This is a genomic window from Microcoleus sp. Pol11C2 (assembly GCF_036701505.1).
GTDB lineage: Bacteria > Cyanobacteriota > Cyanobacteriia > Cyanobacteriales > Microcoleaceae > Microcoleus.
In genome coordinates, this window is record NZ_JAUBQX010000045.1 from 34,311 (window position 1) to 51,879 (window position 17,569).

17 protein-coding genes and 1 pseudogene are annotated in these 17,569 nt (G+C 46.5%); 9 read left to right on the forward strand and 9 right to left on the reverse strand.

The features are described 5' to 3' along the window. The first annotated feature begins 68 nt into the window (after positions 1–68). The 3 genes and pseudogenes from QUA42_RS21500 (at position 69) to QUA42_RS21510 (ending at position 2,030) form a co-directional block, all read left to right on the forward strand. Positions 69–938: pseudogene (locus QUA42_RS21500) on the forward strand (PD-(D/E)XK nuclease domain-containing protein). Positions 939–987: 49 nt separating this feature from the next. Beyond that, positions 988–1,491, forward strand: coding sequence for a DUF4365 domain-containing protein (locus QUA42_RS21505; RefSeq protein WP_333139902.1), 504 nt, complete (start codon positions 988–990; stop codon positions 1,489–1,491). Beyond that, complete coding sequence (locus QUA42_RS21510; protein ID WP_333139904.1) at positions 1,488–2,030, forward strand: hypothetical protein; 543 nt, start codon at positions 1,488–1,490, stop codon at positions 2,028–2,030. Before QUA42_RS21505 ends, QUA42_RS21510 begins: the two co-directional genes overlap by 4 nt. A 27-nt stretch (positions 2,031–2,057) precedes the next feature. Here the strand turns inward: QUA42_RS21510 and QUA42_RS21515 are convergent, their stop codons facing one another. The 5 genes from QUA42_RS21515 to QUA42_RS21535 form a co-directional block, all read right to left on the reverse strand. Then, positions 2,058–2,873 (reverse strand): alpha/beta hydrolase, encoded by an 816-nt coding sequence (locus QUA42_RS21515; RefSeq protein ID WP_333139906.1) that lies wholly within the window; start codon positions 2,871–2,873, stop codon positions 2,058–2,060. A gap of 32 nt (positions 2,874–2,905) precedes the next feature. Then, positions 2,906–4,105 carry an FAD-dependent monooxygenase gene (locus QUA42_RS21520; RefSeq protein WP_333139907.1) on the reverse strand — a complete coding sequence of 400 codons (1,200 nt, stop codon included), beginning with the start codon at positions 4,103–4,105 and terminating at the stop codon, positions 2,906–2,908. Positions 4,106–4,184: 79 nt separating this feature from the next. After that, positions 4,185–4,601 carry a VOC family protein gene (locus QUA42_RS21525; protein ID WP_333139909.1) on the reverse strand — a complete coding sequence of 139 codons (417 nt, stop codon included), beginning with the start codon at positions 4,599–4,601 and terminating at the stop codon, positions 4,185–4,187. A 64-nt stretch (positions 4,602–4,665) separates the two neighbouring features. Then, positions 4,666–5,205, reverse strand: coding sequence for a GrpB family protein (locus QUA42_RS21530; RefSeq protein ID WP_333139911.1), 540 nt, complete (start codon positions 5,203–5,205; stop codon positions 4,666–4,668). A 79-nt stretch (positions 5,206–5,284) separates the two neighbouring features. Next, entirely contained in the window at positions 5,285–5,755 is a 471-nt protein-coding gene (locus tag QUA42_RS21535) for a GNAT family N-acetyltransferase (RefSeq protein ID WP_333139913.1), read from the reverse strand. 77 nt (positions 5,756–5,832) lie between these two features. Between QUA42_RS21535 and QUA42_RS21540 the strand changes: the two genes are divergently transcribed. The 3 genes from QUA42_RS21540 (at position 5,833) to QUA42_RS21550 (ending at position 10,324) form a co-directional block, all read left to right on the forward strand. Further along, complete coding sequence (locus tag QUA42_RS21540; protein WP_333139915.1) at positions 5,833–6,012, forward strand: hypothetical protein; 180 nt, start codon at positions 5,833–5,835, stop codon at positions 6,010–6,012. Beyond that, on the forward strand, positions 6,013–7,134 hold the full coding sequence (gene cax, locus QUA42_RS21545) for a calcium/proton exchanger (RefSeq protein ID WP_333139917.1): 1,122 nt from the start codon (positions 6,013–6,015) through the stop codon (positions 7,132–7,134). It begins immediately after the preceding gene. A gap of 1,117 nt (positions 7,135–8,251) precedes the next feature. Then, positions 8,252–10,324 (forward strand): serine/threonine-protein kinase, encoded by a 2,073-nt coding sequence (locus QUA42_RS21550; protein WP_333139919.1) that lies wholly within the window; start codon positions 8,252–8,254, stop codon positions 10,322–10,324. A 105-nt stretch (positions 10,325–10,429) separates the two neighbouring features. Here QUA42_RS21550 and QUA42_RS21555 read toward each other — a convergent pair whose 3' ends face one another. The 3 genes from QUA42_RS21555 to QUA42_RS21565 form a co-directional block, all read right to left on the reverse strand. Then, positions 10,430–10,981: a GUN4 domain-containing protein gene (locus tag QUA42_RS21555; protein WP_333139921.1), complete on the reverse strand. Its 552-nt coding sequence runs from the start codon at positions 10,979–10,981 to the stop codon at positions 10,430–10,432. A gap of 53 nt (positions 10,982–11,034) precedes the next feature. Then, positions 11,035–12,699, reverse strand: coding sequence for a calcium-binding protein (locus QUA42_RS21560; protein ID WP_333139923.1), 1,665 nt, complete (start codon positions 12,697–12,699; stop codon positions 11,035–11,037). Between the two features lie 71 nt (positions 12,700–12,770). Beyond that, complete coding sequence (locus QUA42_RS21565; protein ID WP_333139925.1) at positions 12,771–13,403, reverse strand: transaldolase family protein; 633 nt, start codon at positions 13,401–13,403, stop codon at positions 12,771–12,773. A 437-nt stretch (positions 13,404–13,840) separates the two neighbouring features. On the opposite strand from QUA42_RS21565, the gene QUA42_RS21570 reads away from it, so the two are divergent. Next, positions 13,841–14,068, forward strand: a complete 228-nt coding sequence (locus QUA42_RS21570) for a hypothetical protein (RefSeq protein ID WP_006635810.1) — start codon at positions 13,841–13,843, stop codon at positions 14,066–14,068. Positions 14,069–14,244: 176 nt separating this feature from the next. On the opposite strand, the gene QUA42_RS21575 is transcribed toward QUA42_RS21570, so the two are convergent. Continuing rightward, positions 14,245–14,913, reverse strand: a complete 669-nt coding sequence (locus tag QUA42_RS21575) for an ElyC/SanA/YdcF family protein (protein ID WP_333139928.1) — start codon at positions 14,911–14,913, stop codon at positions 14,245–14,247. A 96-nt stretch (positions 14,914–15,009) separates the two neighbouring features. On the opposite strand from QUA42_RS21575, the gene QUA42_RS21580 reads away from it, so the two are divergent. Continuing rightward, entirely contained in the window at positions 15,010–15,681 is a 672-nt protein-coding gene (locus tag QUA42_RS21580) for an aminotransferase class IV (RefSeq protein WP_333139930.1), read from the forward strand. Positions 15,682–15,798: 117 nt separating this feature from the next. Next, positions 15,799–17,250, forward strand: a complete 1,452-nt coding sequence (locus QUA42_RS21585) for an anthranilate synthase component I (RefSeq protein WP_333139932.1) — start codon at positions 15,799–15,801, stop codon at positions 17,248–17,250. The last annotated feature ends 319 nt before the right edge of the window (positions 17,251–17,569 follow it).

Sequence of the window (17,569 nt, forward strand, 5' to 3'; positions counted from 1 at the left end):
TGTTAACTTCAAACAATTTTAAGAGATACCTTGCTCAGTTTAATGAACTTATAGCTGAGGGAGAGGCCATGTACAAAGCAATAAAAGTCATACCTGGAGAATTTTCTCAACCCAGATCTCCCAGTTTCGATCAACCACCTGGCATATTTGTCATCAGTTTCGATGATTCACCTATACAAGGGCCTGACAGATATGTCTTGGATGGAAATTATGATTGGGAAAAGTGGCAGACTAACTACAAGTTACTTCTAGAGCAAGTTATCCCATTAACTAGCAGTCAGCGAACCTCATTAATTGAAGTATCCTCGGGCTCGAATCTTAAAACGAATTTAGAGACTCATCTGTCAAAGTTGAAGGCAGTTAAAGAAAATTACGAAAAAGGGTGGCTCATTTCTTCTCAATCTGCTTTAGGCTCCTTTAGCTTGGAAGATGTTAGCAAATTATTAACACAAGTTCCAGCGGGGCTTCGACGTTGGACATGGGAAGAAAAGCCACGCACAAAGGGCGGTACACCTCGGCAATGGTACATAGAAAATGAATATCACGTGCAAAATTTGCTATATTTTTTATTAGCTGCCGTGTTCGCCGATATCCGAGAAGAAGAATATACTAGATCGGTAGGGCCGAAAAAACCAAGAGTAGACCTAGAAATTCCCTCGCTTAAATTGGTTATTGAAATCAAGTTCTGGTATCGCAAAGACAAGCCCCAAAAAATTATTGAAGAAATTGCCGCAGATACGTCTTTATACCTAGCTTAAGGCTCCCCCCACGAACAAATAATTGCTTTTATCTGGGATGACTCTCGCAGGACAGAAGAACACGACTTATTAAAGAGTGGACTCAAAAATTTGAAGGGTATTTTTGACGTAGTTATAGTTTCTCGTCCAGGGCGTATGCCAGACAATACATCAGTAATCAATGAAGAAGATAATGAATGATTAGCTATTTGGTAAATACCTGTTTAAAATTATCGAGGTTAAAATAAGCGTGGTTCTGAACACCCAAAAAGAGGAATTTAGCTATGCTTATGTCTATGCGGTAACAGCCGCGGCAAGCTACTCATTCCAAATAGCCCCGCGTCCCTTAGATGCAGAAGGAGTTGACGTAATTCTTACAGGTTTGGGACCATCACAATCAACGCGCCGCCCTCGCCTAGATGTCCAAATAAAATGCACCTCCAGAAAATTACTGGATAATGAAATTATCCGATATCCCCTAGAAGTTAAAAACTATGAAGAATTAAGGCTAGAAAACCCTTTCGTCCCCCGCATTCTGATTATCGTTTTAGTACCCGACAGCCAAGAGGATTGGTTGCGCCAATCTCAGCAAGAACTCTGCCTTCGCTATTGTGGCTACTGGGCATCATTGCGAGGGCTACCGCCCACCCAAAATCAAAACACTGTCACTGTTCAAATACCCATACAAAACATTTTCAACACAGACGCTTTAAAAACTCTCATGCAGCGCATTGAATCCGGAGAACTCCTATGATAGTAACAGTCCGCGACCCCGATATTCTCAAAACCTTAGAACCGCCTCAAGTCGCTGCTTATTTACAAAAACACGGATGGCACGAACAAAGCCGAGACAATGACAAATCATCGCTCTGGACTCGCAAGAATGAAGCAGGCGAAGACTACGAAATTTTGTTAGCTCTCAAACCCGAAGTCAGCGGTTTTGCTCTGCGGATGTACGAAGTCATGGAAACCCTAGAAATTGTCGAAAATCGCTCTCAAATTGAAATATTAGCAGACTTGATCACCTCACTCCCCAATATGACCTTACAGGGAATTGTCATGCAAATTTACACCCCCAACACCGACAAATTAAGTGGCGAGATAACCTTAATAGGCGTCATTGCTGACAAATTGCGGAAAATTCAAACTTCACTCGCCGACAAAGATTATATCCTGGCGATTAAAGCTTATCAAGAACGCTTACCGATTCTCTGTAGCGGTGACTTAATCAAAGACAACAACGCCTTCATCCTCAAAAATCCCCACAACTTAACCCTCGATGAATTGTGGTAAAACTAACAGATTTTATCGAAATCTATATTAAACACCTTCCAAACAGATATCAAGTTGCCTAGCAAAGGCCTCTGGCGCATCCAGCATCAGCCAGTGTCCAGTATCGGGTAGCGTAGCTGTCGTCAGCGTGGGACGGAGGATGTGGAGGCTGAACGGAAAAGTGTTTGAGGGAGCAATAATGGCGTGGGCCCGTGTTCCAGGGGCTGCTAGGTAGCGATCGAGAGCATCAACAGCTTCAAAGGCAAACATCGCGCGATACATTCCACACAGACAATCCTGTGGAGTCGCCGCCAACCAAGCGAGAATCCGATCGCGCGTAAGGGCCGCGCTTCCTGTCAGTGCCTCATTGAAGCTCATTTGCACAGCAGCCCGCCAATCCTCCGTCTCCAGAGCCCTCTGGTAGGGGACGATCCGTGCCTCGTACATCTGTGCAGGCACCTTGGTAAAATCTCCAGGTGGATCTGCCAGGATCAACTGCGCGATGCGGTGCGGTGCGGCGGCTGCTGTGGCGAGGGCAATACAAGCACCGAAACTGTGCCCGACGATCGCCACTCGATCGAGTCCCAGCCCATCCAGTACCGTGAAAACATCCGCTGCACAGGAGGCGGGCGCATAGTTGCCGTCCTCCGGCGGTGTGGAATCACCGTGTCCCCGCATATCAAGGGCGATCGCGCGTCGGGTACGGGCGACACGGGCAAGCTGGGCATCCCAGATGCTCGCGGACACCGCCATACCGTGCACAAATACCATCGGCAGCCGCTCGGATTCCGCAGCGCTGACAGGGGGGCTGGCTTCGATGATGTGAATAGTGCCGATCGGTCCTTTGATATTTGTCGATCGCATACAATTTTCTCCTAATTGTGAATTTCCTCTTTTCACACAACCAATTTTACCTGCGTTACTCCTTGGCGCAATTCATACTGTCCTTTTACCCAAAATTGTTTAATTTTTTCACCCAAAAACGGAGCCGCTTGCATCATCAACAAACGCAATAATCCATTTTTTCGGAGTTGTTCGCCTTTCCACGCTTCTTGTGCTTGAAGTTGTTGGGCGCGAATAATTTCCGGTTCGCGTTCTGCCTGAATCCGCGATAATGCTAAGTCAATATCCTCGCAATTAGCCCCTGCTTTCAATAAAGGTACAAGGTGATTGGCCGCAACAATAACATCGCGTAACGCCATATTAATTCCTTGAGCGCGAACCGGAGACATGGGATGTGCAGCATCCCCCAAAAGTATGATTCCTGGTCGATGCCAGCGCGGACAGCGACCAACCACAACAGATAATCGCATCGGAGATTCGATCGTATCGGCACAGTTGCGGAAATGTTCTGCCATCCACGCAGGAGATAGCGATGCGAAAGTTTCTGCCCAGTCTGCGTGTTTCCGATCGGTTTTGTCATCGGCAGATAGCACCCAAGCCAGATGAAGTTTTCCTGATTCTGCCCCATGAAAGACACTGAATCCGCTACCGCCATTCAGGATCGAATAAAATACATTATCCGCCACAAACCGAGGATGAGCGGCAAGTTTAAACCACAGAACATCTATACTATTCTGCTGTTTTACTAACTCTAATTCTGCACGCTGTCGTACAACTGAGTTTCTACCATCGGTACCAATCACAAGTGCAGCAGGAATCTCTCGCCCATCTCCTAGCTTTACACCCGCAATGCGATCGTTGCTGTACAGTAAATCTTTTACGGGAACACCTGATATAAATTCAAACTCTGGATGCAACTGAGCTTCTGAAATTAGTGTTTCTAGCAAAGGCGGTTGCGATACCAGCGTACAAGGTCGATTTGACCCCATTGGCTCATCAACTCGAAATAGTTGCCGATCGCCCACAACAAACTCCCAGGCATCAATTTGTCGGTGTGGAACACCTTCTAGCATAGTGGATAAGCCCATTTGGGCGATCGCATCCAATCCGCTGGGCATTAACCCTTCACCGCGAAACACTCGGTAGGAATCTTTTGCCGCCTCAATCAAGGTTACAGCAATACCTCGTTTCACCAGCAGTAAGGCAAGTGCCGCACCAGTTGGCCCCGATCCTACAATTACAACTTGCCTCATTGCCATTCCCCATTGCTTTTTAATGTATTTCCCAGCTTAATTTCCATCGTAAGAGATAAAGCACTGCCGCAGCTCTTCATCAAGTAGCTTTCTCCACTGTAAATCCGATTTCTTGCCCGTAGGATAGTTCCAGCGTGTGACCGTCCGGGTCTCGCAAAAAAGCCCAGTAGCCGATCGGATAACCAGAATCTTTTGGTTCATCAAGCAGTACACCTTCTTGCCGAGCCAAGTCGCACAGAGAATCCATATATTCCCGACTTTTGCAGCCAACTCCCAGATGCGCCAAGGGAGACAGAACGGGATGTACCGAGTTTGTTTGAATTAGCACCATTACAAAAGGGCGAGTGCGATCGGAAAGCCAGACCACAGCAACACCAGCTTCTGCATCAATGCGGCGGTGAACTGCTTGCATTCCAGCATACTTGGAATAGAATTCAATACTGCGATCGACATCGGAAACGGGCAGTGCGATGTGTGTGAGACCGATATCAATCATATGTTATGTTGCTCCAGTCATATTAGGCTTAACCTCAAGAATTGCCACTTCCAATATCATAATTTTAATGAGACGGTCGCCACTTTGCCGCTTTCATATCCATTGCTTTAATGAACCCATCTTTTCCGTCCATGTAGCCTTGAATATTATCAAAGTATTTGTTTGCGAGTTCTCGTTTGAGTTCGCTGTATTGCTGCGCGTTTTCAGGATGGGAAATCATATAATCTCGAAACGCTAAGTGGCGCTCTATTTGCGGTGCAGCCACTTCAAATGTGTGAATGTGGTGTGTTCTAATCCCTGCTTCATTACCCTTGCGAAAAAAACGACGGCCCGATATCCCAAACTGACCCATTGCTTCATAGCCTAAAGCCTCCATTGCTGAAGTCTGTGTATCGACTTTCGTAATATCTTTAACCTCAACTAACATATCAATAATCGGCTTTGCATGAATTTGTGGAATCGCTGTGCTACCAATGTGATGTATCGCAACCACATTTTCGGTAAGTGCAAGTGCAATCAGTTTCGACTCAGTTTCAAAGGCGCTGCGCCAATTTGGATCGTGCGGGACGACTTCTACTTTGAAAAAATCTAGTTTTCTTGACATGGCTGATAATTATTTGCTTTTTTTTCATGTCATTGATTTACAATCGCATTTAACCGACACTGATTTTACCGTTACTCATTTACGGGCTGCGCGCCAAGCTCTTAAACATACGGACAACTGGGAGAAACTGACTGTTTGGGAGAGGAATTTCAAACCGCTCGATCGCCTGATAGCCAAATTTTGTGTAAAATGGCTCTCCCGCCAGCGTCGCAATCATCTCAACTTCCTTAAATCCAGCACGCTCAGCAGCCAGTTCACATACTCGCACAATCTGACTTCCAATTCCTCGACGTGCCCATGCTGGATGAACAAAGAATGCACGAATCTTTGCCGAGTCGCTGTCTGGGTTGAGCAGGCTGTCTTCTGGATTATTTTTGCCTGAATCACCTCCATAAAGCGTTTTACGCTTACTCCAACCACCGCAACCAACAATTTGGTGATTGTTCTCAGCAACAAAGTATGTTTGGTCTAAAATCAGTTGAGTATCAACCCCAAAAACTGTGCCCAGTGCGCCTTCAATCTGCTCTGAACTATAGTAGCTTGCTTGCAAAGCTCTAGCAGAATCAGGAATTAAAGTTGTCAGCTTAGAAATGTCTTCTAAGGAAGCTAATCGAATACAAAAATCCATTGAACCGATCGGCTAAACAAATCGCTCTCTTAGTTTGTCACATCCGTGAAAGCGGCAATGCAGCGATCGCCCGATCGCCCACCCCCAGCTTTAAGCCAACACCCAAATCCCTCGCCCTCCCCCTTTTTTTCATTTGGCCACAGGCTATGATTGACGGTTGGCAGCTTTTGAGAATCTAAATGCTAAACACAAATACAATTATTTCCAGCCTGCTGTTATTTATCCCCGTTTCCATCGCCGGACACTTTCTCGGCTGGGAATCCTCCACAATCTTCATCACCTCAGCTTTAGCCATCATCCCTCTAGCCGCGTGGATGGGGACGGCCACCGAAGAAATCGCCGTCGTCCTCGGTGCCAACTTGGGGGGTTTGCTGAACGCTACCTTCGGAAATGCCACGGAACTGATTATCGGCATCGTCGCCCTCAACGCCGGACTAATAGATGTTGTCAAGGCCAGCATCACCGGTTCAATTATGAGCAACCTGCTGCTGGTGATGGGATTGGCGATGCTGCTGGGCGGCTTGCGCTACAAAGAACAAGATTTTCAGCCGACAGTCGCCCGCTTGAATGCTTCAGCGATGAACTTAGCTGTGATTGCCATTTTGGTGCCAACTGCAGTTAATGCCACCTCTATTGGCATCCCTCCCGAAACTATGCAGAACCTCTCTAGCGCTGTTGCTGTAGTGCTGATTGTCGTCTACGTGCTGACGCTGCTGTTTTCGATGAAAACCCACAGTTATCTGTACGATGCAGGGGTGGCAGAAATAGAAATGCTGGAAGAATTAGCCGAAAGTAACTTAGCACCAGACAGTCCAGACCACAAAGTCAATCTGCCACTGTGGATTTCGGTGCTGTTGGCCTGTACCCTGATGGTAGCTGTGGAGTCAGAACTGTTGGTGGGTACTCTCGAAGAAGCGACAGCGCGTTTGGGGCTGACATCACTGTTTACCGGGGTGATTTTAGTGCCGATTATTGGCAATGCGGCCGAACATACGACGGCGGTGACGGTGGCGATGAAAAATAAAATGGATTTATCGGTTTCTGTGGCCGTGGGTTCGAGTTTACAAATTGCTTTGTTTGTTGCCCCGGTGTTGGTTTTGGCAGGTTTTGTCTTAGGCAAACCGATGGACTTGAATTTCAACCCGTTTGAACTTGTAGCGGTTGCGGTGTCGGTGCTGATCGCCAATTCTATCAGTTCTGACGGCAACTCTAACTGGCTCGAAGGTACTTTGCTGTTGGCAGCTTATACGGTTTTGGCGCTGGCGTTCTACTTCCATCCGGTAATTGAGGGACTTGTTTAACAGGCTTTCTTCTGTTGAAGGAAGAGGGAAGAGGGAAGAGGGAAGAAGGCAGATTTTTTCACTGCCCCACTCCCCCACTTCCCTACTCTCACTTCTTTCTTCGAGAGTGGTGGTTGCGATCGTACAATTGAAATGTGGCTGCTCTCTCGTTATTAGTTCTGGTGTGTTTGTACATTATTGGCTGTCATCAGGGATTTGTGACCTCGATCGGCTGTGACAAACAACAAAACCTTTGGCATCAACCCGATCATCGTTAGAGCGCACTGCCAAAGGTTATACAAAAACACGGGATGCTGAAGTCAAGCGAGACTAAAGCCTCCCTTGACTTCAGAGAAGCTGCAAGATTTCAATCAAGGGTGCTCATGAGTCTTTTACTAGGTGTGCTACGATCGTCATAAGTTGAAAATTGAGTCTGACTAGACAACGTAAAACCTCGTACTCTTATTGTTGAGTACGTCGTCCCACAAACACGGTGTTGCCGTCTAGGAAAACTCATATTTGAACAAAAACCGAACTAGATAAAGAGGATTAATCAAATACGGTATGCCATACCGCAATTAACGATTTTACAGAAGACACCTCTAATTCGGCTTGAGTAATCTTGTCAAGGCAAGTAACGCAAGCTGAATCAAAAATCTCACTCACCAAGAGTGCACAGAGGTTAATCTAATCGCTTAATACTTGATTAAACTTCCTCCGAGCTGCCGATCACAAGCATATTGACAGAGGCGCATTTTTGTGCAACATTCTCAGAATAATGCCCAAAATCTGCAGGAAAAATTTTCTGGAAGAGTAAACGACGGTCGATTTAAAACTGACCAGCCTATAAAAAGGTCGAACGGGATACCACGATTCGTTAAATTGGTTGAAAATAATGGTTAAACAATGGCTAAAAGCTTCCACAATAATAAATAGTTGTAGAGACTTCAAAAATAGGGTGCTGCTCCACCCGAATTTACGCCTGTGGACAAGTAAGAGCCGACTCTCTTGGCAGAAGCAGGAATCAGACCCTCTAGAAAATACTTCTAGTTGAATGGTGAAGCTTAGATAAGTTTAGCCAAGTTTTGTATAGCAGTGTCAAAGTAAAACTTGATAGAGCAACCTCAATCAGGGTTATGTGGCTTCTGTGAGTTATTGCCTCAATCCCAAATGCCCGAATCCCTCCGATCCAGCCAACTCTGGTAAATCCGTGTGTATCCACTGCGGGTCAGAACTTTTGTTGCAAGGTCGATATCGGTTAGTCGCGCCTCTCGGAGGCGGCGGCTTTGGCAGAACATTTGAAGTGGACGACAACGGCGCCCGAAGAGTGCTCAAAGTCCTGCTCAAAGAACATCCCAAAGCTGTAGAACTGTTTAAGCAAGAAGCCGACGTGTTGGTCAGGCTAAGACATCCAGGTATTCCAAAAGTCGATCGCGACGGTTATTTTACATTTACGCCCGCTCACAGCACAGAGTCTTTTCACTGTCTGGTGATGGAGAAAATTGCTGGGGCCAATTTGCAAGACTGGCTGAAACATCGGGGCCGCCCCATCAGTCAAGAACAAGCAGTGAACTGGCTCAAACAACTGTCGGAAATTTTAGACCAAGTTCACCGCCTCAACTATTTCCATCGGGATATCAAGCCGCACAATATTATGTGCAAGCCAAACGGGCAGTTAGTGCTGATTGACTTCGGGACTGCTCGGGAAGTGTCGGCGACTTATTTCGCTAAGGTGGGCCAGGGGCAAAATGTGACTGGTATTGTTTCCCCGGGCTACACGCCGCCGGAACAAACTAATGGCAAGGCTGTTCCGCAGTCAGATTTTTTTGCTCTGGGCCGCACTTTTGTTTATTTGCTGACTGGAAAGCCACCGACTGCGTTTCCAGAGAACCCGCGCACGGGCAGATTAATGTGGCGCAAAGGAGCTCCTCAGGTTTCCGACGCCGTGGCTAATGTCATCGATTATCTGATGGCGCCTTTTCCGGGAAATCGACCTCAAAGCCCGCAGATGGTTTTGCAGTGCTTGGAGGAAATTAATCTCGACGGCGCGGAAAGTCAGTTGCCTACTCAGTTGCCGACGACGGGGCAAACTAAACTTCGCGCAACTTCCGGGACGCCTGAGGTGAAGAAGCAGACTTCTGTAAACCGCCTCAGACCTCTGAATTCGGGATTGAAAAAGGCCGAGAAAGATGTTTTTGATTGGAAAAAGAGGTTGCTGGCGGGCACGGCTGTTTTGATGGTGAGCATTGGGGCGTCTCAAATTTACGGTTCGCTGCGTTACCGGGTGTTTCCGGCAAACCCGGTGTGGCTGCTTTCTACCTTACCTAGCACTCAGTTTTTGCAAGGAAGTTTGGATAATGTCGAGAGTGTAAATGCGATCGCCCTGTCGCCTGACGGTCAAACTTTGGTGAGCGCAAGCCTTGGGACGATTAGAATTTGGAATGTGAGGACGGAACGCCTCCGGGTGCAGCCTCTCGATTTGGTGCATTCTAAAAAATCGGTCAATACCGTGGCGGTGAGTCCGGACGGCTCTATTTTGGCCAGCGGCGGCGGCGACAATAATGTGATTCTCTGGGATTTGAAGACGGGGCGACGGATGCGGACGATTCCCGCTCACAAAGCCCCCGTCAACGCGATCGCTTTTAGCAGGGACGGTCAAACTCTCGCTAGCGGCAGCGATGACAAAACTATTCGCTTGTGGAATGTCAGAACCGGCAGCAGGTTGCGGACTTTGAGCGGCCACGCCGGAGGAGTAAACGCCATCGCTTTGAGCAGGGACGGTAAAACTCTCGCTAGCGGCAGCAAGGACAAGACTGTGCGTTTGTGGAATCTCAGCACCGGAGAAGTCAGAAGAATTATCACAGGGCACGGGGGGCCGGTTACTGCTGTGGCTTTTAGCCCGAACGGGAAAATTGTGGCTAGTGCTAGCACCGACAATAAGATCCGTTTGTCGAACGTGCAAGACGGGAAGCAGACTCGCACTTTTAAAGGGGCTTCGAGCTCGGTGAGGACGATCGCCTTTAGCCCGGACAGCCGGACTTTGATCAGCGGGGGCGGAGATATTATAGTTTGGGATTTGAAGACGGGAAAAGAAAGAAGCACTCTTTCTGGTCACACTCAGTTTGTGAGTTCTGTTGCTATTGCCAGAGATAACAAGACTTTTGTGACCGGCAGTCCCGATCGCACTATTAAGATTTGGCGAATGCCATAGTCCTACTATTTTAGATTTTAGATTTTAGATTGAAGAGTCGAGGCGATCGAGAAATCCCATCCCGACTCCGACGTGGAAGTCTGGGCATTGCCCGTCCTACAACTGTTACTTGCCGCAATTGGCAAAAGTAGAAAACAGGTTAAATTCTGTAACTCTCCACGCTTGCCATGTCTGCGCGCCCGCAAAAAGACTGTACCTAGTTATGCTTTTATCGCTGTCAACATAACTTTGCCAACTTAATGAAGCAACAGTTGGATACTGGGCTGGAAACTCCCCTGGTATAGGACTTACTTGAGAGCTCATGTTCCATCCTACTTGCTTGCTAAATTCTTTAATTTGACCTTCGCAAGTTCGACAGTTAGAACCGCCGACTTTCTGCCAAATCTCTAACTGCGGAGTCAATCCATATTTGCCATTGCTCGATCGCATCCACATCCCATCGATCGCGCGGAGGTTCGGACAAGACAGATTGGCGGAGTTGTTGCGGATCAGAGAGACTGTTTCTTGATCGGCTTCGTACCATTTTTTGGCTTCTAATAAGGATTGAAGTTTGCTAAATTCGCTGTTGCTTTCTTGTGAATGAGCGGTAAATGCTGGTTGCAAAACTGCAAGAAATGTGCCTATTAACGCGAGTGATGGTTTGCCAAGTTTAATCATAATGTTCCTCTGAGCAAAAGTGATTTAACAAATGACCAGTTTACCATCTATCTCTAGACAGAGATGAAATTTTCAGAGCCGATGAGGTTTGGAGCAACGCCTGTCAAAGAAGCTAACACTTCACCGCTGCTGGCTACTCTAATTAATGTGCCGTTAGTTCCAGCAGAAATTGATAGTTGTCCGAAAGTCAAGCCATTGATTAATTGAAGGGTATCTTGACCGTTGGCGAAATCAGAGATTGTATCGACTCCCAATCCCGCACCTAAAACAAATACATCGTTGCCCGCGCCGCCGACAAGATAATCGTTTCCCAAACCGCCGTTGAGGGTGTCAAAACCTTTGCCGCCATAAAGGATATCGTTGCCGTCGCCGCCATTTAAGACATCATTAACCCGCAAACCGATCAGCACGTCATCACCTTCCAAACCGTTGATGATATCGTTGCCACTGGTGCCAGTCAGGTTGTCGTTGCCGTCCGTGCCGTTGATGACGTTTGGAGTGCTGCTGGTGTCCACAACAAAAATGTCGTCTGTATTGTTAGTATCCCCCGGCACTATGTTGGAGGCATTAGAAGAAAACGCCACAAACCGCCCGTTGGCTGAGATGGAGGGGCTGCTGGATAAAATGTTCCCCTGATTGCCTGCTGAGTCTACAGAGACGCGAGTGGTGGTATTCGTGAGCGTGTCCCGCACGAAGATGTCTCGGCTAATGTTAGTATCCCCCGGTACAAGGTTGGAGGCATTAGAAGAAAACGCCACAAACCGCCCGTCGGCTGAGATGGAGGGGCTGCCGGACTGAAGGTTCCCCGGATTGCCTGCTGAATCTACTGACACGCCGGTGGTGGTATTGGTTACCGTGTCCCGCACGAAGATGTCGAAGCTATTGTTAGTATCCCTCGGCACTATGTTGGAGGCAACAGAAGAAAACGCCACAAACCGGCCGTCGGCTGAAATGGAGGGGTTGTAGTAGAAACGATCCGCCTGATTGCCTGCTGAGTCTACAGAGAGGCGGGTGGTGGTATTGGTGAGCCTGTCCCGCACGAAGATGTGTGACTCACTGTTAGTATCCCCCAGCACTATGTTGGAGGCAAAAGAAGAAAACGCCACAAACCGCCCGTCGGCTGAGATGGAGGGGCTGCCGGAGCCACTGTTCCCCTGATTGTTTGCTGAGTCAAAAGAGACGCGGGTGGTGGTATTGGTGAGCGTGTCCCGCACGAAGATGTTGTAGCTACTGTTAGTATCCCCCGGCACTATGTTGGAGGCAACAGAAGAAAACGCCACAAACCGGCCGTCGGCTGAGATGGAGGGGGTTGTGGAGTTACTATTCCCCTGATTGCCTGCTGAGTCTACAGAGACGCGGGTGGTGGTATTGGTGAGCCTGTCCCGCACGAAAATGTCGTAGGTATTGTTAGTATCCCCCGGCACTATGTTGGAGGCATCAGAATTAAACGCCACAAACCGCCCGTCGGCTGAGATGGACGGGCTGCCGGAGTTACGGTCCGCCTGATTGCCTGCTGAGTCTACAGAGACGCGGGTGGTGGTATTGGTAAGCGTGTCCCGCACGAAGATGTCGAAGCTATTGTTAGTATCCCCCAGCACTATGTTGGAGGCAAGAGAAGAAAACGCCACAAACCGCCCGTCGGCTGAGATGGAGGGGTTATAGGAGCCACGGTTCCCCAGATTGCCTGCTGAGTCTACAGAGACGGGAGTAATGGTCATAAGCCCTCACATTTAAGAGTACAAGTTTGGAGATTTCCTAATGTTACCCACAGCAGACAAGATAGCCAAGCTCATATTCCCCGGCCGTTTTTGGCAAATTCATCAACTGTTTGCTGCGATAATTCATGAAATGCGATCGCCTGCAATACATCAAAAGGCAATGTCAAATGATGTGCGCCAGCTAATAAAGTCTTTACCGCTTCTTCCGGCGATTTAATGCTAGCTGCCAAAATCTCAGTATTAGTTTTATTCAACACATTTGCCATATCCCGCACTAAGGCAAAACCGTCTCCTAACAATCTGGTGGCGCGATTCACGTAGGCGATCGCATATTTAGCCCCCGCTTCTGCTGAGACAACTGCTTGTGATGCGCTGTATATCGCCGTCACCGCACAAGGAATTTCCGGTGACAAATGCGCGACTGCTTGGAAACCCGCAGCCGTTGCTGGAACTTTCAAAACTGTTTGCTGTCCAATTAATTCAAAAGCCGCTTTTCCTTCTGCTACCATGCCATCAACATCAGATGCCATTAGCTGATAGTACACTTCCCCAGGAATCAGTTGTGCCAGTTGTTTAAGGGTTTGCTCAGGAGATAACTCGCTTTTTGCCAAAAGTGTCGGATTAGTAGTAATTCCCGCTATCCATCCGAACTTGCTCGCCCGTGCGGCTTCCGCTACAATTGCAGTATCAACATAAATTGCCATCGGCTCTACACCTTCAGTTTGTTAATATTTCCCAGACGGTTGCTTGCAGATTGATATAAATCCGAGCGAAATTAATTGTTAATCTTTAACACTATCAGAATCTCGGAAATATTACTGTTAAGTAAATATAACACTTCAGTGATGTGCATCATCGGTAGTAGTGCGTGAGTTTTGAATTTAACAGGACTTAGGCTCGGAAAGCCCGTTTATTACAAAAAATTGGTAGAGGACGACCTATCTGTGAATAAATCGGCTTTCTGAGGAAAATTGGCTAAGTGCTATTTAAGATAGCTAACAACTGAAATCAAAACTTTTAAGTCAGTTGGTAACTGCGATTCTCGGGTAAGAAAAACTTGACTCCCAAAAACCCGGATACAAAGAAATTACATTTGTAGTAAGGGTTATGTATGCAATAACTCCAGGAGGTGACTCAGAAAATGACCGAAGAAAAAAATCAGCAGCCACAAGTCAGCCTTGAGACATCTTCTGAACAACCTCAGTTGGAAAAGTCAGCAGAAACCGCTGAAGAATTCTCGATAAATCTTAAGTCTGAAACTCTGTCTCAAACGGTTGAAAATAACGCCGAGGACCGTTTGAAGGCTCTAGGTCGCTTAATGATGGTGAGCTTAACTTGGTCGCTGGCGGGGCTTTCCAAACGCGAGTAAGTTATGGAACACTACCGCAACGGGCGAGTTATGATTTGTGAGTTGTGTTGTAAGTTTTGTTTAACTCAAAACTTACAACTCCCGGACTTAGATGATGTCCGGTTAGTTGTAATAAAACCCGTTTTTAGCGAAGACTTTAGTCCTTAAAGCAAGGACTAAAGTTTTCAACAAAGCACTCATAACTTTTCCTGAATTCCTTCAAACGGCCCCAAAAAAGTCGGTTCTGGACGGGTAACGCGCACTTCCCAAAGCGCTTTGAGGACGGCCAAGAATTCGCGGAAACTGTAGCGAATCATGCCCTTTTGGCGAAATTTGCCCCAATCGGGCGTTCCTAAACCGATCGCCTCTACGCCCAACTGGCGGCAGGTATAAACAGCGCGGGCTAAGTGAAAGTTTTGGGTAACTAAAACAGCCTGGGTTATGCCAAAAATCTCTTTCGCCCGGTAGCAACTTTCATAGGTGCTAAATCCGGCATAATCGAGAATAATATTATTAGTCGGTACGCCCTGGGCTGCGGCGTAGTCCTGCATTGCTTGGACTTCGTTGTAATCGACGCTGCTATTGTCTCCTGTCATCAAAAGTTTGTCCACTCGCCCCGCTTTGTACAACTCGACGCCTGCTTGGACTCGATCGGCTAACATGGGACTTGGAGTGCCGTCTTCCCAAAGTCCGGCACCAAAAACTATAGCAATCGGTTCTGCCGGCACGTTAGCTATATTGTTGTAGCGGTAGTTGCTGGTAACAAGCCTGACGTAGTAGTTGAGTGCTAGGGGTGTGAGCACTGAGGTTAATATTAACAGCCCGATGGCAAGGCGCCATTGAAATATAAAGGATTTAGGCAACATAAATTCAAGTTATCTTCCTATATAATTACACGAACAGGCATCTTCGCGGGTCGAAAAATTGTCAAGTTACCTCATTTACATTATAGTGACAAAAATATGATTCAACAACAGCAAAAATTTGAATTGCTGGAATCACTTTTATGGGAACCCAAAAACGGCTATTTTTTGCTAGACAGACATCTTCAAAGATTAGAGCGATCGGCTGATTATTTTAATTTCCCCCTATCGCTAACAGAAGCAAGCAAAGCTTTACAAGCATTAAGTATGACTTGCGGGTCAGTCAAACAAAAAATACGGTTAACAATATCTTGTGAGGGAAACATAACATTACAAGCTCAGACACTAGATAGCGGTATTTTAAAAATCGGTGCATCTGTGGGAATTTCCCGCAAACCGATCGATTCTCAAAACCCATTTCTTTACCACAAGACAACTTACCGATTGCCTTATACAATGGCTTTGGAGTCGCAGCCCGAATATCAGGATGTCTTGCTGTGGAATCAAGATGGAGTTATTACCGAATCCACGATTGCCAATATCGCGATCGATACACCTGCAGGTCTAATCACACCTCCCGTCAAGTGCGGTTTATTACCGGGGACGTTTCGTTCTCAACTTTTAGAGGAGGGAAAAATCAGAGAAAAATTAATTACCTTAGATGATTTGCACAGTACCCAAACTCTATTTCTCATTAACTCCGTTAGAGGTTGGATACGCCTCAAAAAAGAAGCCAACCGAGATGTTTGGAAAGTTGTCAGTAATCGCTGATATAACGCTTTCAATCGATTTTAGTAGGGTGCGATCTCTGCACCTTACTACTACAGATAGTGTCAAAATTGACTCGTAGCGTAAGTCCTGAAAGTGTTAACCATAGTGCAATCTATTATGAAACAAATACAACCTTGGCATTGGCGAAAGCTTCCCCTAAATCAGCGCAGCGGATCTGAGATTTTTCAAACTTTATTTCTCGGTCAAAATGCCGACAGTGCAAGCTCAATATCTGATTGTTTCCCCCGCGATATGGCGGTTTTACTAGAAAGTCCAGTTACATCTTCTACTAACTTGGCACGATATTCTATTTGTGCAGGTGCTCCCCGGATAATTGACGGTCAATCTCAGCTATGGACACCGGCAGTCGGTGAAATTTTACCTTTTTTGCGCGCTCTTTTAAACTCTCAAAAGCAAAATTTAGCAGTGAATGTACCGCCGGAAATTCCTTTTACTGGGGGTTGGTTGGGATGGCTAGGTTATGATTTAGCATGGGAAATCGAACACCTGCCCCAACTCAATACCGATCCGCTTCCTTTCCCGGTTAGCTGTTGGTACGAACCAGAATCTTTTGCGGTTTTAGACGGTCAAACGCAAATTCTATGGTTGGCTGCGAGTCAACCTTCTCACCTCGATGTTATGCAGCATCAATTAGAGCAAACCCAGCGAGAAATAACCCAGAATAATTTACCGGAAAATGATCGACTAAATTCCGCTACTCCTATTTTCCAATTATCTCAGAGTCAGTATAAAGAAATAGTGCAAAAAGCTCAGAAGTATATTCATGCGGGCGATATTTTTCAGACTAATTTATCTTTGCGGTTTGAAGCCCGTACAGATTGCAGTAGTTGGTCAATTTACCGCGCTTTGCAAAGGATCAATCCTTCGCCTTTTGCAAGTTATTGGCAAACTCCGTGGGGGGCGATAGTTAGTTGTTCGCCGGAAAGACTCGTTCAATTGTTAGGAAAAAAAGTGGATACTAGACCGATCGCGGGAACGAGACCGCGAGGTTTAACCTGCATTCAAGATGAGCAGTTAGCACAGGAATTAATAGAGAATATCAAAGAAAGAGCCGAACATATTATGTTAGTTGACTTAGAGCGTAACGATATCGGCAGGGTCTGTGAATGGGGCTCGGTAAAAGTCAACGAATTTCTGACGATTGAACGCTACAGCCACGTGATGCACCTCGTCAGTAATGTTATCGGTACATTAAGAGGAGATTGCGACGCGATCGACTTAATTCGAGGGGTATTTCCGGGCGGTACGATTACAGGTTGTCCGAAAGTGCGCTGTCTGGAAATCATCGAAGAATTGGAACCCGTGAAGCGTAACTTATTTTACGGTTCCTGCGGTTATTTGGACTGGCGCGGCAACCTGGATTTAAATATTTTGATTCGCACCCTTTTATATACACCAAAAAGTGACGGTAGGACGGGGGGAGTTGTTTGGGGACAAGTGGGTGCGGGGATTGTTGCTGATAGCGATCCAGAAAGGGAATGGCAGGAGTCGCTGCAGAAAGCTCAAGCTCAACTTAATGCTTTAAAATTAGCGGAAATATTTGATTAGATGCGTGTTAAATAAATCAAATTATTACGATTGTTGAAAATTTATATTGCCAATTTACTTTTGATGTAATACTCTTTGAAATCGATATAAAACAAAAGATTTAGTGTATTATTAATGTTAGGAAAATGTGGGTATAGTATTGCCTGATAGTTTTTTTAGCGAGCGCACTGTGAGTCAGATTCTGGGTGAACTCATGGATATTAGACGAGACTGCCAAAGCTGGTTAGCTGTTGGATAAGCTCACTATAGCAATCCTAAATGATTTTCTATACCTAGAGCAATCCTAATTAATTTTATCCGTGCAATTATATTGATGTAT